Here is a 22,168-nt window from a genome sequence, read left to right as displayed (position 1 = left end):
CCCATGACCAACGCGAGCCTTGATTGATGAGTTCGACACGCGACCTCATCAAGTCAAAGCATAGCAACGGCCTCAGGGTTTGCTGGTGTTCGTCGCTTGCGTTCGTCCGCTTTCCCAGCCACCGCCCAGCGCCAGGAACAAATCGATCTGGCTCATGGCAACTTGCGTGTTGGCGGAAGCCAGTTGTGCGGTTACGTCGGTGTAGGTGCGGGTCGCTTGCAGGTCCGCGAGGAATGATGCACGACCAACCTGGAAGAAGCGGTGTGTCTGGTCAGCCGCCAGTTGCGCAGACTGCTCGGCATCCGCCAGCGCATCGCGGCGTTGCAGCAGCGCGGAGTACTGCGCCAGACCGGTCTGCGTCTCGCGAATGGCGTTGAGCACCACGCCATCGAAGTGCGCCAGCGCGCCCTGGGTCGCCGCTTCGGCCTCGCGGATACGTGCCCGGGAGCCATTGGACGGCACGGTCCAGGTCAGCAACGGGCCGAAACCCCAGCGGTTGGTCGCCGGTTTGCCGAGATTTTCCAGAATACCGACGGTGCCGACGGTCGCGCCGATGCTGATGTCCGGGTACAACTCGCCGGTGGCAATGCCGATACCAGCGGTCGCGGCGGCCAGTCGGCGCTCGGCCTGACGCACATCGGGGCGGCGCTTGAGCAACGTGGCGCCGTCACCGACCGGCAACAGTTGCGCGATTTTCGGCAATTGCGCGCAGTCGCTGGTGCCGGTCGGCAATTGATCAACCGGTTTGGCCAGCAACATCGACAAACGGAACAATCCCGCCTGACGCGCCGCTTCATAACGCGGCATGTCGGCGCGCAGGGATTTGAATTGGGTTTGCGAGCGGGTGACCTGGGTTTCATCGCCACGCCCAGCATCGCGCAAACGCTGGATCAGCGTGGTGCCCTGGGCTTGCAGGTCGAGGGAATGCTGAGCGATTTCCCGTTCTTCGTTGGCCGCGCACACTTGGGTGTACGCCCGCACGACATCGGCCACCAAGGTGATTCGCGCCGTATCCGCCGCTGCTTGCGTCGCATCGGCATTGGCTTTGGCCGCCTCGATCCCGCGCTGCAAGGTGCCGAACAGGTCGAATTGATACGAGGTGGTGATGCCGATGTCACCGACGTTGGCCACCGGCACTTTTTCCGGAAGCAAGAAGGCTTCGCCGGACTCCTGCAAACGCTGGGCGCCGAGCTTCACGCCGCCACTCCAGCCACCCGCGGCCTGGGCTTCGTCAACCTGAGCGCGAGCGAGGGAAAGGTTCGCGGCCGCCACGCGCAAGTCGGTGTTGGACGCCATGGCCTGCTGCACCAACTGGTCCAGACGAGGGTCTTGATACAGGCGCCACCAATCACTGGGCACCGGCGCCGAAACCACATTTTTGCCGTTCACCACCAGATCGCCCTGCAGGTCTTCACGGCGTACGGCGGCTTCGTCCGGCACGTGATAATCCGGCCCGACCACCTGACACGCCGACAGCAGCAGACCTAATCCGGCAACCGCCAAACCCGAGGCCCTGCTCATTTGCCCGGCTCCTGCTGCTGGTCATCGATGATCGACACGGTCGCGGTCCGCCCGGCAATCATGCGGAAGTCCGCCGGCACGTCGTCGAAGGCGATACGCACCGGAATCCGCTGGGCCAGCCGCACCCAGCTGAACGCCGGGTTGACGTTAGGCAACAGGTTGCTGCCGCTGCTGCGGTCGCGGTCTTCGATGCCGGCGACGATGCTTTCCACGTGGCCGCGCAAACGTGCGCGGTCGCCGATCACCCGAATATCGACGCTCTGGCCAACATGAATGCCGTCGAGTTTGGTTTCCTCGAAATAGCCGTCGATGTGGAACGAATTGCTGTCCACCACCGACAACACCGGACGCCCGGCGGTGACGAACTCCTGCGCACGCGGCGCACGGTCGTTGACGTAGCCATCGACCGGGCTGCGGATGGTCGAGCGATCGAGGTTGAGCTGGGCGCTGTCCACCGCCACCTGCGCTTCCATCAACGCCACTTCGGCGCGGGCCACCCGCGATTGGCTCTCTTCCAGCTGCTCGCCCGGCACCAGGTTGCCGAGGCCGCGGTTACGCTTGGCTTCGCGTTGCGCTTGCGCCAGGGTTTCCTGACGGTCGGCGACCGCTGCTTTGGCTTGGCGCAGCGCGAGTTTGAAACGGTCCTGATCGATGCTGAACAGCACCTGGCCGCGTTTCACCAATTGGTTGTCGCGCACCTCGACTTGCTGGATCAGGCCGGACACGTCCGGTGCGATCTGTACGATGTCGGCGCGGATATGCCCGTCACGGGTCCAGGGCGCGAACATGTAATACATCACCATGCGCCACACTACGACGACGGCGAAGGTCACGATCAGTAGCGTCAGGACCACACGGCCGAGGGTCAAAAAAGGTTTTTTCATGTCATCAGGTATCGACTGAGTGAGTCCACGGCGCCGAGCAGCAAAGCGTAGAGAGCCACGTTGAACAATGCCCGGTGCCAGACCAGACGGTAAAAGTGCAGGCGCGTCAGCAACCCGTGCACCAGCAGGTAAATCACATAGGTAATGCCCATCAGCACCAGCAGCGTGGGCAGGAACACCCCGCTGATATCCAGATCACCGATCATAAAGGCGCTCCATCGATGCCATGGGGAAGCGGTTCTTCGAGTTCGCCGGCGCCGACGAATTCAACGCCGGGCAGTAATGCCAGACGCAGACCGCTCAGCGCGTGCAGCAGGTGCAGACGGGCGCCGTCATCGCAATCGCGGTTCAGGGCACGGCGCGTGCGGTCCATGGTCATCAACAACGCACTGGGCGCCGGCAAACGCTCGCCAGCCTTGAGGCAGGCTTTGAAATACTCGCCGACTTCGCTCACCACTTGATGCAGAAGCGCCTGCGGTACGCCGAGCACTCGCGGCGTGTAGGCGAGCAGGTCGAGCAGGTTCAGCGCCACGCGCACTTCCCGCAGCGCGATGCCGGTGTCTTGCCCGGTCATGGCCAGACGCGGCAAATGCTGCATCAGGCGATCGAGCATCTGCACGCCCAGGTGCCGGTGTTCGGCCAGCGAAGCCGGTTCGGTGAGGCTGACGATGTCGCGCCAGCTGAAACGGGTCAGGCGCTTGGCCGCCAGTTCCGCGCCGAACGGCCGCGCAATCAGGGTCCAGATAAAGGCGAACAGCAAGCCGACCGGGCCGGCCAGGTTGGAGTTGGCAAAGCTGAGGAAATCCGCGTCGTAAGCGCCCTGGATACTGATGAAGGACGAGGTGTTGACCAGCGTCAGCAGCATGCCCAGGTAAAACTGCGGCTTGACCGTCAGGGTGCCGACGCAAATGAACGGCACGGCGAACGCCAGCACCAGCATCGGGAAATCATGCAGGTTGGGCAGGACCAGAAACAGATAAAGACTGGCGAACAGCACCGACATCGCCGTCCAGAAAAAGAACCGGTAAATCTGCGGCGCCGGGTCGTCCATCGAGGCGAAGAAGCTGCACGCCACGGCCGCGAGAATCACCGCGCTGCCACCGTCGGTCCAGCCGAGCAGAATCCACAGCACCGAGGCGACAATGATCGCGGTGACCGTGGACGCCGCCGAGTAAAACATCAGCCCACGATCGAGAAACGGTGACAGGCGACCAAGGCGCCAGTGTCGATACACCGCGCGCCAGCTGTCCTGGCTTTCGCACTGAATCGCGTATTGCAGGCTGCGGCAGTCTTGCCACAAATCGATCCATTCGCCGAGACGATACAGGGCGTTGGAGAACAGCAGTTGCTTGCGATCATCCAGCGCTTCGGCATTGGGTTGCAGCGCTTCGAGTTGATCTTTCAGCGCTTGCCAGCGGTCGAGGTCGGCGTCTTTGTGATCGAGCCATTCCGTGGTGGCGGCCAGCAACGGTGCGAACTTCTCCACAAGCTCCGGCGTGCGCCGCTCAAGAGCATAGAGCGCATCGTCGAGGGCATCGATCACCGGCAACAAATGAATCATTCGCCCGCGCAGTTCCTTGGTGTTGCGCACGGTTTGTGGACGCGCGCCCTCGTGGGGCAACTGGCCGATCATCAATTCCAGGGTGTTGAAGGTTGCGACCATTGATGCGCGCAGCGCGCTGACTTCGTCTGGCTGCACGTTGCGGCTGAGAAAACGCAGGCTATAGGTCGAGGCATCGGCGAACCATTTGTTCACCGAATCGTTGAACACCGGCGCCAGCCGCCGGGGCCAGAACATCGCGCCGACCACTGCCGCGACGGCGATGCCGAGGAAGATCTCTTCAGTCCGCGCCTCGGCCACGTCCCACACTGCCAACGGGTTATCCACCACCGGCAAGGCGATCAGCGGCAAGGTGTAGCCAGCGAGCATCAACGCGTAACTGTTGGCGGTGCGCAGGTGCAGTGACAGGAACAACAGAATCCCGGTCCACAGCGCAATGACCACCACCAGCACATAGGGGCTCTGAACGAACATCGGCACGAAAAACACCGCCGCTGCTGCGCCCAGAAACGTACCGACCGCGCGATACAGCGCCTTGGAACTGGTCGGGCCGACGAAGGGGCTGGAAACGATATACACCGTGGCCATCGCCCAATACGGACGCGGCATTTGCATGAGCATGGCGATATACAACGCGATCATCGACGCCGCGAAAGTCCGCACGCCGTAGAACCAGTCCCGCGCCGGGGGAACGCCGGTAAAAAATCCGCTCAAGGGTTCACCACCGATGGAGCGTTGGCCGCTTCGAACGCTTTCAATACCCGCAACGCCGCTTCCAGATCACTCGGGGCAATTCCTTCAAGCACTTCATTGCGCAAGCGCACCAGCTCGATTTCAACCGCCTGGACCAGTTCGCGGCCGGTGTCGGTCAGGCTCAGGCACTTGGCCCGGCGGTCCTGAGCATCTTCGGTTCGACAAACGTAGCCGGCATGACACAGCTGATCGAGCAGACGCACCAGAGAAGGGCTCTCCATCCCGGCCGCCTGCGCCACCGTCACCTGCCGCACACCCTCGCCCAGCCGCCCGATCATCAACAACGGGACGGCGCAGGCTTCGGAGATTCCATAGTTGACCAGCGTGGTCTGGCAGATCTTCCGCCAGTGCCGGGCGGCCACCACCATGGAGCTGCTGATGTTCATCTGGAGAACGTCGAGGTTTTTTGACACGGGGGAAAAGACACACTGTTAGTTTGCTAACTATCAATATGGCATTTGAGGGGAAAGTCGGTCAAGTTTTGAAACAATTCTCCTGCTAACACACCGCGTTCATAGATCATCCAGGCTGACAGGTTCGGCGATTTCATGACTACGGGCGCGGATGAGCGCCGCCAAATCAAAATCTTCCAGACGGTCAAGCATCGCGCCATATAGATCTGACGACACCAGGTACGCTTTGATTTGGTTGTTTTCCACCACGGCTATAGGACCCTTTAGCGATTCGCGCATGACAGCATCCACGTTTTGCTCAAGTTCGTTGATACCGATGACTCTTTCTGCCAAAACGAGCTGCATGATTCGATCTCATCGTTGAATTTGTGCCTTGGAAAGCTACGCCAGTCAGGTTGAGAGCTTCCAAAAAACCTGTGACCAGGTTTTACACCCCTCGCCCCTTCCTCAGCAGCACATCCAACTGATCCACCACCTCTGCCCAATCCGCGTCATCCAGAATATCGTCGCGCAAAAACTGCGCTTGGCTCTCACTCCAGAAAAAAGCATCGGCCAAATGCAATTCGGGCTTGAGCGGTGAGTGGGTCGCAATGAATTTATCGATACTTTCGGCGTCATCCGCCAGGCCGAGTTGTTTGAACAGAGAGGGGAGGCTGTGGGTTGGGGATTCCATGTCGGGCTCCTTTTTTATGGCAGATGATGGGTGACTGCTGCGCAGTCAATCGCGGGCAAGCCTCGCTCCTACAGGGGGATTGCAGTCCACTGTAGGAGCGAGGCTTGCCCGCGAAGGCGGTGTAACAGACGCTGCAAAACTCAATGACTCAACTCCCGCACCTCCGCATGCGGCACCAGTTTCAAGTACTCCGGCATGCTCATGTGCAGCAGATTGTTGTGGTTGCCGGCCTCCAGGTAGATGTCTTGCTGCCGGGTCAGCAAGGGGTCGATGACCATGTCCATGCCATAGGACTCACCCAACGCCGGCACCGCGCCGCGCTCGCAGTCTTCGAACAGATGCGCCAGGGTGCTTTCCCGGGTGACTTGCCATTCGCCGCTGCTGCGCACTTTAGTCAGGTCCAGGTGACGACTCGCCGGCAGCACGGCCATCAGGAAATGACCGTGGTGGTCGTCGAGAATCACCGACTTGGCCACCCGTTCGGCAGGAATGCCCGCGACCCGCGCCGTTTCAAGGCTGCTGGCCGAGTGTGGGTGGCTAACGATGTCAAATTCGCAGTGCGCCCTGTCCAGGCTGCTCTGCACGGTTTTTGCCATACGCATGATGCACCTCGGTGTCCGCAACAACGTTGGCGGACGATGAATAAACCTGTTCTCACCACTCAAAAGTCTAGGCCGGCTGAAGCCTCCGCGCGGGAAATCTGCCCACTGGAACATCGTCGACAACTGAGCAAAATTCGTACAACCCATGGCTCGACTAGACTGAGTTAAGCGATGGGCGTTAACGGGAATGCGGACTGAATGGATGGGCGAGGCGCTCTCAGGTTCATCGCGAGCAAGCTCGCTCCTACAAGGAGGGTCAAGTGAACACTCGTTGCTGTGCAGTGGCGTTGCTGTTGGCCTTGAGCGGATCGGCGTTCGCGGCGGACACCCTCGTGCTGATTCCCAACCCCATGGGGATCTGGCTGATTACGTTCGGCATTGCGTTTCTGATCGCCGAGGCCGCCTTGCCCAATTACGGCGTTATCGGGTTGGGCGGGATTGTGATGTTCGTCATCGGCGCGGTGATCCTGAGCAACACCGAGGTGCCAGTCCCGTTGATGATCGGCCTGGGCCTGATCAGTGCGTTGTTGTTGATATTCCTGGTGATCCACGCCCTGAAAACCCGACCGCGCCAAACCGTCAGTGGCGATGCCGGGCTCGTGGGCAGCGTGGCTCCGGTGATGTCGTTGCAGCCCGGCAATGCCTGCAACGGCTGGGTGCACCTGCAAGGAGAAAAGTGGCAAGTCCTCAGCGCCACGCCACTGGAAACCGGGCAACAGGTCCGGGTAGTGGCGCGCAAGGGATTACTGCTGCAAGTGGCCGCGGCTGACGCGGCGCCGGGTGGAGAATAACCATGGGCCTGCAACTGGGTTTTGCCGCACTGCTGCTGTTGGTCATTGCGCTGGCGGGATCGACTTTTCGCATCCTGCGCGAATACGAGCGCGGGGTGGTGTTCCAGCTCGGCCGTTTCTGGCAAGTCAAAGGCCCCGGCCTGATCCTGTTGATTCCGGTGGTGCAGCAAATGGTTCGCGTCGATTTGCGTACCGTGGTGCTCGACGTGCCGCCGCAAGACGTGATCACCCGCGACAACGTCTCGGTCAAGGTCAACGCGGTGCTGTACTTCCGCGTGCTCGATCCGCAGAAGGCAATTATCCAGGTTGAAGATTTCCTCATGGCCACCAGCCAGCTGGCCCAAACCACCTTGCGCGCGGTGCTCGGTAAACACGAGCTCGATGAGCTGCTGGCCGAGCGCGAACGGCTGAACATCGATATCCAGCAAGTGCTCGATGCCCAGACCGACGCCTGGGGCATCAAAGTGGCCAACGTCGAGATCAAACACGTGGACCTCAACGAATCAATGGTCCGCGCCATCGCCAAACAGGCTGAAGCCGAGCGGGAACGCCGGGCCAAAGTCATCCACGCCGAAGGTGAACTGCAGGCCTCGGAAAAGCTCATGCAAGCCGCCGAAATGCTCGGTCGTCAGCCGGGCGCCATGCAACTGCGCTACATGCAGACCCTGAGCTCGATTGCCGGGGACAAGAGTTCGACCATCGTCTTTCCGTTGCCGATTGAGTTGCTCAAGGGCATGGCGGACTTGTCGTCGAAACCTTAAGGACAACCCTCGTCCGGACAGATGACGTGCAGCCGCGCCAGCGTGTCGTCGACTTTCAGCTCATCGATGGCTTTCCAGCCACTGGGTACCGGCGCGAAATCATAAGGTGCTTCGCTGCTGCTGATCAGCCAGACACGCCCGGTGCCGCGCGGTAAATCCGTCAGTGTATCGAGGTAGATTTTTTCGCCACTGTCCTCTACCAACGTGCCAAATCCGTATGCATTGGGACGACCCGCGCGTCCGTCGGGCTGCGGCGGCGTGTAAAGCATCGGCGCAGCAGCCGTGCGATTGTAATAGACGTAACTGAAGTACCAGAACAGATCGCTGACCACGATGCGATCACCGGCGACGTACTGCTGGTTCACGTAGTCGACCATTCGATCGATTCGATCGGGAGCGGTGGTGTAAATGTTCTTCAGTCCGACGCCTTGCACGCAGATCACCAGCAGCAACGCCGTCAGCGCCCACACCCGGTAGTGCTCGGCGAGCCGATCAAGCGCTATGGCCAGAATGATCGGCAAGCCCAGCGCCGCAAACATCAGGTAACGATCCACCAACAGCGGGGTTGCCAGCGAAGCCAACGCAATCACCAGCAACGGGACGAGCGTGTACGCCGCAATCAGCGTGTTGAATCGGTATTCGCTGCGGTCAGCTCGAAGGATCAACATCGTCACCAGCCCTACCACCAGCGGCAGCAGGACAAAGACCAGCCCTGGGTGCCCAAGGCCTTCGTCATAGGTCAGAAATTGCCAGAGGACCGACGGTATCGACGTGAGGGTTTCCGGCTCGATCCAGCCCACATCACCGCCGAGCTTGAGTTGCTCCAGGTGCTGCAGTTGACCCACCAGACTGGGAATCCACGGCATATAGAGCGCGACGATGGCGACGTTGGCCAGCCACCACGCCGGGCGCGTGATCAGTTTGTTGCTCGAGCCGCTTAGCAGAAGCACCAGCAGATACGCCCAGTGCGACATAACGCACAGCGCCGTGAAGTAATGGGTGTAGAAACTGGCCGTCATCAGCACTACGTAGATAACCAGATAACGATAACGCTGCGGATGCTTGACCCAAAGTACCAGGGCAATGGTCGCCCCGATCAGCCAAAAGCCCATCAGCGAATACATCCGCACTTCCTGGCTGTAACGCACGGCAATCGGCAGCAACGCCACCAGCACTCCGGCCAACACCGCCGCACGCCGCGTTGCGATCAGGCGCACCAGCCAGATCACCAGTGCGACGGTGCCCAGCGCGGGCACAACGCTCATGAATCGGATCGAAAAGAGGCCGTTGCCAAACAGGCTCATCCACCCGTGCAGCAACAGGTAATACAGCGGCGGGTGTACATCGTGAGCGGTGTGAAACCAGGTCAGCGCGGGTGAGTATTGGCTCAGCAGCAGGCTGGGCCTTCATCGCACCAGATGGCCGAGTCGGTGAGGCCATAGAGCCGAACGACGGCGGCGAGGATCAGGATCGGCAACAACCCGCATTCGCGAGCCGACTGAAGCCATCGCTGCGCCATCGAGTTGACCTGACCCACAGCAACCATCCACCCTTCCTTGTCCACGAGGTTCACACATTCACAGGCAGTTTCACGGGTTTGCACCCTCTAACGGTCCGCCCTGCACAAGAAAATAGAAGGTGAGTATCACCACCCCCCACCAGCTCAAGCCCAGACCTACCCAGATACCGTTAGCGAACGTCAGCGTCGAGTTAATCGGCTCTTCAACACCATACTCCGAGAAATTGATTGCCGCTTGTACGCGCATGAGGCAGCAGGTCAGCAAGAGCAAAACCAATAGAAACAAAGCGAAGCTGACGTGCGCGTCCAGAACCCATACCCGCGTTGCACCCGCACACGCCGTCAGGATCACAGCCAGCGCCAGGCTGCGTGGATACCAGCGGTATCGTCGGCCTGAAGCGAATATTCGACGGTCGACTTTCATGAACAGCGAGTACACAAAAAACACACCCATAATTGTGCGTGCCAATGGCAGAACCTTATTGCCGGTGGCTGCACGGTAAAGCCTCCAGTTTTTGTAGGTCCAATAGGTCCAGTAGAAACCGAATGTCGAGACAAACAGCAACGCAAACTTACGTTGGCCAACGACATAAAAAGTTGGACGCTTTGGCGATGTTTCCAACAGTTCGACCGAAAATAGCTTACCGGAACTGGCGATCATAGATGTGCGCAACCTTGCTCAAGGAATTCGCGAAAATGCTAACGCGCGAGTGCCTTGGACAATGCCCACACAAAAAAAACAAGACGATTCCTACTTTCAGGTTCCCGATTTCACTCAGCGCTGCACCGCCACCGGATACACCGACTCCCATCCCCCGCCCAACGCCTTGTACAACCCGACCATCGCCAACGACACCCCGGTCGAACTCTCGACCCATTGCTGCTGGGTCGCCAGCAACTCGCCTTGCACGGTGAGGACGTTGACGAAATCCACCACCCCTTCCACGTACTGCTGTTGCGCGGTATGCAAGGCGATCTGGTTTTGGCGTACGGCTTCGGAGAGGCTGTCGCGGCGCAGTTGGCTGGCGTTGTAGGCGGTCAGTTGGTCGTCGATTTCATGCCAGGCCCGCAGCACGGTTTTCTGGTAGGCAATCGCGGCTTCCTGCTGCTGGGCTTCACGCAAGTTCAGCACGCCGCGCAGGCGACCGCCTTCGAACAGCGGCAGGCTGAATTGCGGGCCGATGCCGAACGTGCGCGAGCCCCAGGAGCCGAAATCGCTCAATTGCATCGCTTGGGAGCCGACGTTTCCCGACAGGGTGATGCGCGGATAGAAATCACCCTTGGCCACACCAATGTTCGCCGTGGCGGCATGCAGGCGAGCTTCGGCCTGGCGGATGTCCGGACGGCGTTCGGCCAGTTGCGACGGCAGGCCGATGGCGACCTGGCGCGGGGTTTGTGGCACCGGCGCGTCAGTGGATAACTCGGCATGCAGCGCTTGCGGCGGTTCGCCCATCAACAGGCTCAAGGCATTGATCAATTGCGACTGACGCTGCTCCAGTGCCGGCAAGCGCGATTCGATGGCCGCGACTTGCGCGGCGGCTTCGGCGACATCGAGGTCGGTGGCGACACCGTCGGCCAGGCGCAGCTGCGACAGTTTCAGGCTATGACGGGCGACGTCGAGGTTCTCTTCCGTGACGGCTCGCGTACTTTGCACGCCGCGTAGCTGAATGTAGTCCTGAGCGGTTTCGGCAAGAACAAACAACAACACGCCGCGCTGTTCGTTTTCCGCGACCTCCAGCGTGGCATCCGCCGCTTCGGTTTCGCGACGGACCCGACCCCAGAAATCCAGTTCCCAGGAGGCCGAGAAGCCGGCGTCCCACAGATTGAACGCCGAGTTGCCATTGTTCCCCGAGGGATCGCTCAGTCCTTCGCCGCTGTTGCGTTTACGCCCGTAGCTGCCTGTGGCGGCGATGTTGGGGTAGCGATCTGCGGTGACCACCTGGCGCGCGGCGCGACTTTGCTGCAGGCGGCTGCTGGCGAGTTTCAGGTCGAGGTTGTCGGTCAGGGCACGCTGGGTCAGGGCCGAGAGTTTCGGGTCGTGGAAGACTTCCCACCAGCGTTCGTCCATGGTTTCGGCGACGGCTAGGCTGGAGGTCGCTTTCGATGGTTTCGACCATTCGGCAACTTGTTGTGACTGGGGTTTCTGGAAGTCCGGGCCGACGGTGCAGGCGCTCAGGGTCAGGAGGCTCAGCACCAACGCTACTGAATGAACACTGACCTTGTGGCGAGGGAGCTTGCTCCCGCTGGGCCGCGAAGCGGACCCAAAATTTGCGAGTGCTGCGCACTCGAGCGGGAGCAAGCTCCCTCGCCACAAAGGTGCGCAATTAACGAAGTTCATCGTTGCGCAACCTCATGCTCACCGGTATCAGCTGTATCAATACTCGCCTCCACCGACATCCCCACGCGCAGCCGATCAGCCAACGCTTGCCCCGGATCCAGAACGATTTTCACCGGAATCCGCTGCACAACCTTGGTGAAGTTGCCGGTCGCGTTGTCCGGTTTGATCGAAGCGAAGGTCACGCCCGTGGCCGGAGCAATGCTCTCGACGCGACCGCGTAACGCTTCGCCGCCAAGGCTGTCGACGCGCACCTGCACGCTTTGCCCCGGTTGCACGTCAGTCAGTTGGGTCTCCTGAAAATTGGCGACCACATACGCCTGCGTCAGCGGCACCACCGCCAGCAACTTGCTGCCCGGCGTGACATACGCGCCAACCCGCACGGCGCGCTCGCCGACCATACCGTCCTGAGGCGCGACGATGCGCGTATAGGACAGCTCGTAGCTGGCCATTTCCAGCGCCGCTTGCGCCCGCTTCAATCCACCGTCTGCCGCGTCACGCTGGGCGGTGAGGATTTCCACCTGCTTGCGTTCCGCCGCCAACACCGCTGTCGCATTGGCCAACCGAGCGCTGGCCTGATCGATACGCGTGCGGGCTTGTTGAGCGTTCTGCACCGTACCCGCGCCAACGCCGGCGAGGTGGTTGTAGCGATTCAATTCATGTTCGGCGAACGCCATCTCCGCCTTGGCCGACACGACCGTGGCTTGCGCCTGAGCGATCACCGACGTCTGGCGCTCAAGGGTTGCGCCAGCGTTTTGCAGTTGCGCCCGCGCCACCAGCGTTTCGGCATCCGCGGCCTGAGCGGCAGCGCGCAAATCCCGGTCATCGATCAGCGCCAGCAATTGCCCGGCCTTGACCTGCTGATTGTCTTCCACCAGCACTTCCTTGATGAACCCGGCGACGCGGGGCACCACCAAGGTGAAGTCCGCGGAGACAAAGGCGTCATTGGTGTTCTGTTGCGTGCGCTTGCCGAACATCCCCGGCGCCAGCAGATACACCAGCACGCCGACCGCCACCAGGGCGGCGACGCCCACGGCCACTTTTTTCGTTGATTGAGTCGTCATAAAAACCTTCTGTTTCGGTGGTGCATTCAAGTCGGTGCACGCGGCGGAAAGATCCGCGTCGGCAGCCAGAAAATCAGCAGGATCAGCGCCAGGGCGACGCCGCTCATGCACAGGTAAAGATCCGAAGCCGTCAGCACCACCGCCTGCTCATGCAACCGATGGGCAAGCCCCGCGCTGTCGCTGTCGGCCAGCGGCGAGTTGCCGAGGCGGTCCACCAACATGGTCGAATGAAAGTGCAGCCGCGATGTGGTCAGCGCGTCGATCACTCCCGTGGCGATCACCGCCGACAGGCCTTTCACGGTGTTGAACCAGGCCGACGCGAACGGCCCTTCCAGCGGGCTGATGCTGCCGGTCGAGAGCATCAGCAGCGGCAACACCGCCATGGGTTGCCCGAAGATTTGCAGCAGTTGCAGCACGTAAAAATCGTCGCGAATCCACACTGATGTCAGCTGCGAACCGCCGATGCACGACAGCGCCAGCATGCTCAGGCCGATACCCTGCACCCAACGGCAATCGACCCAACGCAAGTTGCACAGCGCCGCCACCAGCGGCAGCGCAATCAGTTGCGGCAGCGCCGCCAGCAACATGATCGGCGCGGTCTGCACCGGGCGATAACCCTGCACCTGCGCCAGATAACTGGACGGAATGATGATCACCGCCAGCAAGATCACCAGCACCCCGGCCAGGGTCAGCAAGGCGAACGACAGGTTGCGGATGCCGAGCATCTGCATCTTGAAAAACGGGATCGGTTGCGACCATTCGTTGATCAGGAACAGCACCAGCAACAGCAGCCCGCCGCCAAGCAAGCCGCAGATCAGGCTCGACTCGAACCAGTCCAGCCGGTTGCCCTGCAGGATGCCGATGACCAGCATGCAGATCGCCGGGAAACCCAATAACAACCCGCGCCAGTTGAATTGCTTGAAACGCTCCAGACGCACCGGGTCCCGCGGCAATCCGTAAGCCACCGCCGCCATGGCGATCAGGCACGGCGCGATGATTTGCCAGAAGGTCCATTGCCAGCCGACATGCTCGGTCCACAACCCGGCCAGCGGCGTGCCGAGCCCGGGGCCGAACGTCGCCGTCAGGGCATAACCGGCCATGCCGTAGAGCTTCACGTTTGCCGGCAAAAAGCGCAGGGCGACGGTCATCAGCATCGGCGGCAACGCACCGCCCGCCAGACCTTGCAAGGTGCGCATCACCAGCAGGCTTTCGTAGTTCGGGGCGAAGGGGCACAGCACGCCCAACAAGGTGAACACGCTGATCGCGCAGAGGGTGAAGCGCCGCAACGAAAACGTCACCGCACACCACGGTGCGAACGCCATCGCGGCCACCGAGGTCGCGGTGTAACTGGCGACCAGCCAGGTGCCTTCGTCGTAGCCGATGGCCAATGCGCCGCGAATGTCGGCGAGGGCGACCTTGGTCACCATCTCGTTGAGGCCCGACACCAGCACCGCCAGCAACACGCCCACCAGACCGATGATGATCCGCGGGCCAAAGACCGGTGGCATAACGGCGGTGGGGCTGGCCGCGGCGAGAGGTGCCGGGGCCGTGAGGGAAGTCATGGACTGCAAGCTCCGGGATTTGAACACCGAAGCATTTTAGGAAGCGTCGAAGCTGACGAAAATCAACTTATTGGCAGGTTATAAGTGTGTTCCATGCAGCAATACATAACCCTGTGGGAGCGAGCCTGCTCGCGATGGGGCCCTTACATCCAACATTATCTTTGTCTGATCTACCGCTTTCGCGAGCAAGCTCGCTCCCACAGGGATTTGCGATCAGCTTCAGGTCGGCTGCGCGGCCAACCACGTCTCATCGCAACACGCCTTGAGCGTCTCACGCATCCAGCGATGCGCCGGATCTTTGTCGAAACGCGGGTGCCAGGCCTGGGTCAGCATGAGGGTCGGCAACGGGATCGGCAGCGTGAATGAACGCAGCTTCAGCCCCAGGCGCCGCACGCTCAGCAGCGCTTCCTTGGGCACCGGCAGAATCAGATCGGAATCCGGCAACGCAAACATTGCGGCATGGAAACTCGGCGCAATCACCGCCACCCGCCGCTCCAGCCCCAAGGCATTCAGCGCCGTGTCGATCGGGCCGCGAGCGATGCCGCGACGAGACATGCTGATGTGAGAAAACCCGGCATAGCGTTCGGCCGTGATCTCTTCGTCGAACAGCGGATGGTCGTCGCGCACCAGGCCGACAAAGTGCGTGGAGAACAGGTTCTGCACCTTCACTTCCGGCATCAGCGGCCGGTTGTTGCTGACGCTCAAATCGATGCGTCCTTCACGCAACGCTTCGTCATCCCCATCGCCCTCCGGGACAAAGCGCAGTTCGCAGTGCGGCGCCTGGCGTTCCATCGTGTCGAAGAGCTTGCCGCCGTAGACGCCTACAAAGAAATCGTTGGCGCGAATGCTGAAGCGACGACGCAAACTGCCCAGTTCTACGTCATCGGCAGATCGGAACAGCAGCGCGGCCTGCTCAACCAGATCCCGCACCTGCTCGCGTAACGCCAGTGCCTTGGGCGTCGGCACCAGGCCACGGCCGGCGCGCACCAAAATCGGATCGCCGATGGCCTCGCGGATTCGTGTGAGCGTGCGGCTCATGGCTGCCGGGCTTAGATTCATGCGGCGCGCGGCGCCCACCACGCTGCCTTCGTCGAGCAAGGCGTCGAGGGCGACCAGAAGATTCATGTCCGGGAGTTGCATGCTGAGCACTCGTGGCTGATCTGGATTGATTCAGACGCAATGCTAGCAAACATCCCTTAAGTGATGTGTTGGCAGCCCCGGCGCCATCGCGAGCAGGCTCGCTCCCACAGTGATCTTCAGTCGATGAAGATTTTGTGTACGACAAAACACCTTGTGGGAGCGAGACCGGCTTGCCGGCGATAGGGCCCGTACAGACACCACAGAACTTAACGCTGCATCCCCCACCGCTTCACCGTCACCCGCTCCAGCGAATCAAACACCAGATTCTCCACCAGCAGCCCAATCAAAATCACCACCGCCAACCCGGCAAACACCTTGTCGGTGTACAGCTCATTACGATTCTGAAAGATGTACCAACCCAATCCACCCTTGCCACTGGTAGCACCAAACACCAATTCAGCGGCAATCAAGGTACGCCAGGCGAACGCCCAGCCGATTTTCAGCCCGGCGAGAATCGACGGCAACGCTGCCGGAATCAGGATGAACAGCACGAAGCGCATGCCCTTCAAACCGTAATTGCGCCCGGCCATGCGCAGGGTTTCCGAGACACCTAAAAACCCGGCGTAGGTGTTCAACGCCAACGCCCAGAGCACCGAATGTACCAGCACGAAAATCAGGCTGTTCTGCCCCAGTCCGAACCACAGCAGCGCCAGCGGCAACAGTGCAATCGCCGGCAGCGGGTTGAACATCGACGTCAGCGTACTCAGCAGATCGCGACCGAACTGCGTCGACACCGCCAGTGTGGTCAGGGCAAACGCCAGGACGATGCCGATCAGGTAACCCTTGAGCAACACCACCAGGGAAATCCACACTTTGCCCAGCAATTCGCCGCTGAGCAGGCCGTCATACAGCGCGCTGGCGGTTTGCAAAAAACTCGGCAGCAGCAGGTCGTTGTTCTGAATGCGTGCAACCACTTCCCACAGGACCGCGAGCAAAATCAGGATCAGGCTTTTACGAATCCAGCCCTGTTGCCACAGACGCTGGCCGAGGGGTAATTCACGTTCCAGCGATACGCTGGTCAGCGGCTGCAAAACGGTTTCAAATTCTTCACGCGCAGATGATAACTGGCTCATCGGGCACTCCTCTCAATGGCTCAGTAAGCGATGCGAATGTCGGAAAAATCCAGCTCGCGCGCGGTTTCCGGCGACTGGCCTTCATCAAACAACAACCGATGAATCCGTCGCGCCGACTCCTGAAACGCCACGCCGCCGAGACTGTGCAAATCGTATTGATGGCTGTGGACTTCCGCCCGTACCCGGCCGGGATGCGGCGACAGCAGCAGAATGCGATTACCCACCACCAGCGCTTCTTCAATCGAGTGCGTGACGAACAGCAGGGTGAAACGCACCTCTTCCCAGAGCAGCAGCAATTCTTCCTGCATCTTGCGGCGGGTCAGCGCATCGAGTGCGGCGAAGGGTTCGTCCATCAACAGGATTTTCGGTTGCATCGCCAACGCCCGGGCAATCGCCACTCGCGCCTTCATGCCGCCGGACAAGGTGTGCGGATACGCATCGGCAAACGCTGACAGACCAACCTTGTCGAGATAGTGCAGGGCCCGTTCTTCGGCCTCTTTACGCTTGAGGGTTTTCGAGGCCAGCAGCGGAAACATCACGTTCTGCTTGACCGTCTTCCATGGCGGCAGTTGATCGAATTCCTGAAACACCACAATCCGGTCCGGCCCCGGCGCATCGACGCGCTGACCTTGCAGGCGGATTTCCCCTTCGACTGGCTGGATAAATCCTGCGGCGGCCTTGAGCAATGTCGACTTGCCGCAACCGGACGGCCCGAGCAGCACAAAGCGGTCTGCCGGATCGATTTCAAAACTGACTTGGTGGGTCGCTCGAACCACCCGCTGCGGCGTGCGGTATTCGAGGCTGACATTATCGACCGACAGCAGCGCCTGGGCTGTGGCGTTCGGTTTGCTGACCGTGTGGCCTTGCAAAGGGGCGTTCATGTCGGTCAGCTCCCTTGCAACGGTTTGGCGTCCTGGAAGAAGTAATCCTTCCACGAATCCGGTTTGTTTTTGATCGCGCCGACGCGGTAGAGGAACTCGGCGAGCGGGTAGGTATTTTTCGGCGTGACGCTGAATTCGAACTGTGGGTTGTCGATGATTTTCAGCAGCGCAGCACGATCGATTTTCGCCTTGGTCACGCGGATGTAGGTATCGGCGGCGGCGCCTTTATCGTTCTGGGCAAATTGCGCGGCTTCGGTCAGCGCCTCGACGAACGCCTTGTAGGTTTTCGGGTTCTCGTTGCGGAATTTCTCCGTGGCGAACAGCACCGTCGGCGAGTTCGGGCCGAGCAGGTCATAGGTGTTCAACACCACATGGACGTTCGGGTTTGCCAGCGCCTGATCCTGGAACGGCGGATTGGAGAAGTGCCCGGTCAACTCGGTGCCGCCGGCAATCAGCGCCGCCGTGGCGTCGGGGTGCGGAACAGCGATGGTGTACTTGTCGAGACGATTGAACTCCTTGTCGCCCCATTGCTTGGCCGCCGCGTATTGCAGGAAGCGCGACTGTACCGACACGCCCACCGCCGGCACCGCGATGCGGTCCTGCTCGGTGAAGTCGGCGATGGTTTTGACCTTGGGATTGTTGCTCACCAGGTAGTACGGAAAGTTGCCGAGGGAGGCGACAGCCTTGACGTTCTGCTTGCCGTGGGTGCGGTCCCAGATGGTCAGCAGCGGACCGACGCCCGCGCCGGCAATGTCGATGGAGCCGGAGAGCAACGCATCGTTGACCGCCGCGCCGCCGGACAGCTGAGTCCAGTCGACCTTGATGTCGACGCCTTCCTGTTTGCCGTACTTCTCGATCAGGTTCTGATCGCGCACCACGTTGAGCAACAGATAAACGATGCCGAACTGCTCGGCAATGCGGATTTCACCTTCGGCGTGGGCCACGGTCGGCGCCACCAGGCTGCTGGCGATGAGGCTGAAACCCAGGCCGATGGCCGCAGCCAACGGTGCAAATGGAAGACGTCTGGACATGAAAATTCTCCGACAAATCAGAAAGGCGCGTCGCCCTGGATGGTGGTGCGATACAACTTGCGGCGCAGATGGCTCGGGCATCCGGCGGCGAGGTGGATCAACGAGCGGTTGTCCCAGAACACCAGGTCGTGGGGCTGCCATTGATGGCGATAGATGTTGTGCGGCAGCACGCTGTGGGCGTAAAGCTCGTCCAGCAGTTGCTGACTCTCGTCGTCCGGCAGGCCAACGATGCGGGTGGTGAAACCCTCGCTGACGAACAACGCCTTGCGACCGTTTTCCGGGTGGGTACGGACGATCGGGTGGACGACTTCCGCCACTTGTGCCAGTTGCTCCGGCGTCAACGTCGGGCGCCAGTTGCCTTCGAACTTGGTTTCGCTGTAGCGCGCCGTGTACGAGTGCGCCGCCGAGCGACCTTCGACGGCTTTACGCAGCGCTTCGGGCAGGTTGTCCCACGCTTTGTGCATGTCGGCGAACAAGGTGTCGCCACCTTCGGACGGCAATTCCTGGGCGTGCAGCATCGAGCCCAGGCTGGGCAATTCTTTATAGGAAAGGTCGGAGTGCCAGAACTTGCCAGCGTCACCGAGGCCGATGGATTGGCCGTTTTCGATGATGTTGGAAACGATGAGGATTTCCGGGTGACCGGTCAGCAGGAACTGCTTGAGCACGTGGATCTGCAACACGCCGAAACGGCGACTGAAGTCGATTTGCTGTTCGGGGGTAATGCGCTGGTCGCGGAACACCACGACATGGTGATCAAGGTGCGCGCGGTGAATGCGGGCGAAGTCCTGGTCATTGACCGGGCGAGACAGGTCGAGCCCGATGATTTCGGCACCGACAGCGCCGCTGAACGGGCGAATTTCGAAAATTTGCGGCGCGATGCTTTGAGTTGCAGAGACGACAGACATAAATCACTCCCACGCACGGCACGCTCAAGGGCGCGCGCGTCGATCAGAAACTCACGGAGGTCCCGTGTTGGTTCGTGTCGTGCGGCGCGCCGATTGGTCGGCAGGTACGCAGGAGGCTGACTTTATAGGTATAAGAACGTGAATTTAAATACCGTTAGCGAATAACCATATGGCTTATTTCACCTATGCTGCTGACAGGATGATGCTGCTCAACGCTTGAGGGACGCTCAATGTTCTACGTGCAACGCAATGCAGATGGCCAACTGATGCGCGTGGAAGCCGAGGCCTATGCCGAGTCCACCGAAAGCCTGCCCGCCGATCACCCGGACCTCCAGGCCTGGTTCGCCAGCAAAGTCATGGCCATCAACCACAAGCAACTGCAGCAAACCAGTCAGCTCAAGCAGTTGAAGCAGAGCGACCTGGACATGATCCGGGTACTTGACGACCTGATTAAGGTGCTGACTGATAAGGGCGTGATGCGCATCACCGACCTGCCGGCCGCTGCACAGGCCAAACTCATGGGCCGTTCCCAGGCCCGGGAGGAGTTGGGTGGGTTGAGTAGTTTGGTGGATGAGGAAGATTCGGGGTTGATCTAGCTCTCACTGTCTTTGTTGTCTGTACTGACGCCATCGCGAGCAGGCTCGCTCCCACATTGGATCTCGGTCGTACACAAATACTGTGCCCGCTGAAGATCTACTGTGGGAGCGAGCCTGCTCGCGATGGCGTCAGTACAGACAAATCACTCAAAAGTCCTGTCCCAAGGCTTTGGCTCCCCAAACAACTGCCCCTGCACGCCATAAATCCCCATCTCGCGAATCACCGACAACTCCCCTTCGGTCTCGACCCGCTCGGCAATCAACGGCAGATCAATGCTGTGCGCCGCCCGCTGAATCGCCTCGATAAACAAACGCTTGTCGCTCTCCTGATCAATCGCGCGGATGTAAACACCATCGATCTTCAGATAAGCCAACCCGAGCCGCGCCAGGTTGCCGATCATGCTGAAGCGTCCACCAAAATGTTGCAGGCTCAACGAGAAGCCGATTTCTCGCAGGCGTCGCGTCAGGTCTTCCAGCTTCGCTTGCTCCGGCAGTTGCTCCTCGCCGATTTCCAGGGTCAGCCGCGGGCCGAAGCTGGAATGCGCGCGCAAAATATCCAGGATTTTGCCCAGCGCCTGCGGATTGATCAGCGTCGCCGATGACAGGTTCAGCGCCAGCGACGCTTCATGATCAGCCATTTGCTCAAGGACCCGCTCCAGCATCAGGCGATCCAGCCGCGCAGCCCAACCGAAACGCTCGAGCCACGGCAGGAATCGACCGGCAGGAATCGCCTGACCCTGCTCGTCAATCAGGCGCGAAAGCACTTTGTAATGCAGCACCAGTGTCGTGTCCTGGCTCGCCACCACCGGCTGGAAATACAGCTCGAACCGCCGCTGATTCAGCGCCTCATCGAGCAAGCTGTGCCAGGCATGATGATCATCGCCAAGGTTCGACGCCGCCGTGTGATCCAGGCAGACCCACCTCGAATCGCCCTGGCCTTCAGCCTGAGCCAACGCCTGATCCGCCAGCCCGAGCACCGCTTGCGGTGAGTCGCCATACATAAACGGCGCCAGCCCGATGTACGCCACGGCGGCCACATCGGTAGCGCCGGTTGCATGCAGGCTCGCCAGGGCACTGTCGAGGTTTTGCGCCAGTTGCAACGCTTCGGCGTGCACCAGCCCCGGCGCCAGCACGGCGAATTCGCCGCCGCGGATCCGCGTGACGAGGTTCAGCGTTTCGGGGTATTTGGCGCACTCACGGGACAGCTGCTCGCCGACAGCGATCAGTAAATCATCGGTGTGTTGGCCGCCCAGACGCTGATTCAACCCAGCGAGGTCCCTGACCCGCAGCAACAGCAAATAACCTGAACTCGCCTGTTCCGGATTGCTCACCCGCGCATTCAATTGCATCTCGAAATAGCGCCGGTTGGCCAATCCGGTCAACGTGTCCTGATAGGACTCGTCGCGCAATTTTTCACTGCGCTCGGCCTGTTCCTGAAACAACGCCTTGAGCTTCTCGACCATCTGGTTCATGGCCTGCACCACGCGGCGCAATTCAGGTGTGCGCGGCAGGTCGGGCAGGCTGAGGAATTCCCGGCGGGCGATGGCGTGGGATTGCCAGACCATATAGTCCAGCGGTTTCAATTGCCGACGCAGCAGCAACGCGCCCAGTGCCGCGCTCACCGCGCTGCAGATCAGAAGCCAGCCAAGGCTGCCCAAGGCACTCTGCCAAAGTTTGGCCAGCGCGAACATCGGGTGGCTGACCACTTCGACCCGTGCCGCCTGCTCCCAGCCACGGCTGACAATCGCGTCGCCGCCCGCCGGCTCCAGGCCGATCAGCTTGACGAACCAGCCCGGCACGTTTGTCACCGCCGGAATGCCGCTGCGCTCGACCAGGGTCTTGTCGTTCGACAGATCGACGACGCGGATGCTCGCGTAATAACCGCTGTCGAAAATCGAGCTGACCAGCAACTCGACCATCGCCGGGTCGTCGATGTTCGGCGTCAACGACAGCGCCAGCGCCGTCGCGGCGTCCTGCGCGTGGGAGCGCAACTGATTGACGTACTGGGTGCGCGAGCTCTCGAGGCTGACCATGAAGCTGCCGGTGAAGGCGACCACCAGGAACAGACAGATTGCGATCAACAGCTGTTTGAACAAAGACATC

General features: G+C 60.7%; 23 protein-coding genes. 3 read left to right on the top strand and 20 right to left on the bottom strand.

From position 1 onward, the window contains the following. Window positions 1–72: 72 nt before the first annotated feature. The 8 genes from ACA066_RS00755 to ACA066_RS00720 all read right to left on the bottom strand — a co-directional run bounded on the left by ACA066_RS00755 (window position 73) and on the right by ACA066_RS00720 (window position 6,407). Window positions 73–1,521, bottom strand: coding sequence for an efflux transporter outer membrane subunit (locus tag ACA066_RS00755; RefSeq protein ID WP_497697736.1), 1,449 nt, complete (start codon window positions 1,519–1,521; stop codon window positions 73–75). After that, complete coding sequence (locus ACA066_RS00750) at window positions 1,518–2,405, bottom strand: efflux RND transporter periplasmic adaptor subunit (RefSeq protein WP_392893189.1); 888 nt, start codon at window positions 2,403–2,405, stop codon at window positions 1,518–1,520. The genes ACA066_RS00755 and ACA066_RS00750 overlap by 4 nt, the downstream gene beginning before the upstream one ends. After that, window positions 2,402–2,611 carry a DUF1656 domain-containing protein gene (locus ACA066_RS00745; protein WP_008034684.1) on the bottom strand — a complete coding sequence of 70 codons (210 nt, stop codon included), beginning with the start codon at window positions 2,609–2,611 and terminating at the stop codon, window positions 2,402–2,404. The genes ACA066_RS00750 and ACA066_RS00745 overlap by 4 nt, the downstream gene beginning before the upstream one ends. Beyond that, window positions 2,608–4,680: an FUSC family protein gene (locus ACA066_RS00740; RefSeq protein WP_497697735.1), complete on the bottom strand. Its 2,073-nt coding sequence runs from the start codon at window positions 4,678–4,680 to the stop codon at window positions 2,608–2,610. The genes ACA066_RS00745 and ACA066_RS00740 overlap by 4 nt, the downstream gene beginning before the upstream one ends. Next, window positions 4,677–5,105, bottom strand: a complete 429-nt coding sequence (locus ACA066_RS00735; RefSeq protein WP_497697734.1) for a MarR family winged helix-turn-helix transcriptional regulator — start codon at window positions 5,103–5,105, stop codon at window positions 4,677–4,679. Before ACA066_RS00735 ends, ACA066_RS00740 begins: the two co-directional genes overlap by 4 nt. A gap of 126 nt (window positions 5,106–5,231) precedes the next feature. Next, window positions 5,232–5,477 carry a type II toxin-antitoxin system Phd/YefM family antitoxin gene (locus ACA066_RS00730; RefSeq protein ID WP_497697733.1) on the bottom strand — a complete coding sequence of 82 codons (246 nt, stop codon included), beginning with the start codon at window positions 5,475–5,477 and terminating at the stop codon, window positions 5,232–5,234. An 82-nt stretch (window positions 5,478–5,559) separates the two neighbouring features. Beyond that, window positions 5,560–5,805, bottom strand: coding sequence for a DUF2789 domain-containing protein (locus ACA066_RS00725; protein ID WP_497697732.1), 246 nt, complete (start codon window positions 5,803–5,805; stop codon window positions 5,560–5,562). A gap of 140 nt (window positions 5,806–5,945) precedes the next feature. Further along, entirely contained in the window at window positions 5,946–6,407 is a 462-nt protein-coding gene (locus ACA066_RS00720) for an aminoacyl-tRNA deacylase (RefSeq protein ID WP_497697731.1), read from the bottom strand. 260 nt (window positions 6,408–6,667) lie between these two features. On the opposite strand from ACA066_RS00720, the gene ACA066_RS00715 reads away from it, so the two are divergent. After that, window positions 6,668–7,198 carry an NfeD family protein gene (locus ACA066_RS00715; RefSeq protein WP_497697730.1) on the top strand — a complete coding sequence of 177 codons (531 nt, stop codon included), beginning with the start codon at window positions 6,668–6,670 and terminating at the stop codon, window positions 7,196–7,198. Between the two features lie 2 nt (window positions 7,199–7,200). Then, entirely contained in the window at window positions 7,201–7,959 is a 759-nt protein-coding gene (locus ACA066_RS00710) for a slipin family protein (RefSeq protein ID WP_497697729.1), read from the top strand. Here the strand turns inward: ACA066_RS00710 and ACA066_RS00705 are convergent. From ACA066_RS00705 to ACA066_RS00655, 11 genes are all read right to left on the bottom strand, one after another. After that, window positions 7,956–9,263 (bottom strand): glycosyltransferase family 39 protein, encoded by a 1,308-nt coding sequence (locus ACA066_RS00705; RefSeq protein WP_497697728.1) that lies wholly within the window; start codon window positions 9,261–9,263, stop codon window positions 7,956–7,958. The genes ACA066_RS00710 and ACA066_RS00705 overlap by 4 nt on opposite strands. A gap of 83 nt (window positions 9,264–9,346) precedes the next feature. Continuing rightward, a complete protein-coding gene (locus ACA066_RS00700) occupies window positions 9,347–9,505 on the bottom strand; it encodes a hypothetical protein (protein ID WP_497697727.1) in 159 nt (52 codons plus the stop codon). A gap of 43 nt (window positions 9,506–9,548) precedes the next feature. Beyond that, entirely contained in the window at window positions 9,549–10,139 is a 591-nt protein-coding gene (locus ACA066_RS00695) for a hypothetical protein (protein WP_497697726.1), read from the bottom strand. Window positions 10,140–10,253: 114 nt separating this feature from the next. Further along, a complete protein-coding gene (locus tag ACA066_RS00690) occupies window positions 10,254–11,816 on the bottom strand; it encodes an efflux transporter outer membrane subunit (protein ID WP_497697725.1) in 1,563 nt (520 codons plus the stop codon). Then, a complete protein-coding gene (locus ACA066_RS00685; protein WP_497697724.1) occupies window positions 11,813–12,877 on the bottom strand; it encodes an HlyD family secretion protein in 1,065 nt (354 codons plus the stop codon). The genes ACA066_RS00690 and ACA066_RS00685 overlap by 4 nt, the downstream gene beginning before the upstream one ends. Window positions 12,878–12,903: 26 nt before the next feature. Then, on the bottom strand, window positions 12,904–14,439 hold the full coding sequence (locus tag ACA066_RS00680; protein WP_497697723.1) for an MFS transporter: 1,536 nt from the start codon (window positions 14,437–14,439) through the stop codon (window positions 12,904–12,906). Between the two features lie 219 nt (window positions 14,440–14,658). Further along, window positions 14,659–15,579 (bottom strand): LysR family transcriptional regulator, encoded by a 921-nt coding sequence (locus tag ACA066_RS00675; RefSeq protein ID WP_497697722.1) that lies wholly within the window; start codon window positions 15,577–15,579, stop codon window positions 14,659–14,661. A 206-nt stretch (window positions 15,580–15,785) separates the two neighbouring features. Beyond that, the gene (locus ACA066_RS00670; protein ID WP_497697721.1) at window positions 15,786–16,652 is read right to left on the bottom strand and encodes an ABC transporter permease; all 867 of its coding nucleotides are present in this window, start codon (window positions 16,650–16,652) and stop codon (window positions 15,786–15,788) included. Between the two features lie 20 nt (window positions 16,653–16,672). Continuing rightward, entirely contained in the window at window positions 16,673–17,533 is an 861-nt protein-coding gene (locus ACA066_RS00665) for an ABC transporter ATP-binding protein (protein ID WP_497697720.1), read from the bottom strand. A gap of 5 nt (window positions 17,534–17,538) precedes the next feature. Beyond that, window positions 17,539–18,564, bottom strand: a complete 1,026-nt coding sequence (locus ACA066_RS00660; RefSeq protein ID WP_497697719.1) for an ABC transporter substrate-binding protein — start codon at window positions 18,562–18,564, stop codon at window positions 17,539–17,541. A 17-nt stretch (window positions 18,565–18,581) separates the two neighbouring features. Next, window positions 18,582–19,469: a TauD/TfdA dioxygenase family protein gene (locus ACA066_RS00655; RefSeq protein ID WP_497697718.1), complete on the bottom strand. Its 888-nt coding sequence runs from the start codon at window positions 19,467–19,469 to the stop codon at window positions 18,582–18,584. 230 nt (window positions 19,470–19,699) lie between these two features. Between ACA066_RS00655 and ACA066_RS00650 the strand changes: the two genes are divergently transcribed. Continuing rightward, on the top strand, window positions 19,700–20,065 hold the full coding sequence (locus ACA066_RS00650) for a tryptophan synthase subunit beta (protein ID WP_497697717.1): 366 nt from the start codon (window positions 19,700–19,702) through the stop codon (window positions 20,063–20,065). 143 nt (window positions 20,066–20,208) lie between these two features. Here ACA066_RS00650 and lapD read toward each other — a convergent pair whose 3' ends face one another. Then, window positions 20,209–22,167 (bottom strand): cyclic di-GMP receptor LapD, encoded by a 1,959-nt coding sequence (gene lapD / locus ACA066_RS00645; RefSeq protein ID WP_497697716.1) that lies wholly within the window; start codon window positions 22,165–22,167, stop codon window positions 20,209–20,211. Window position 22,168: the final 1 nt, after the last annotated feature.

Source organism: Pseudomonas sp. LBUM1651, from assembly GCF_059716135.1.
The sequence above is the reverse complement of the archived record's forward strand: the minus strand, read 5'-3'. Positions and strand labels throughout refer to the sequence as shown.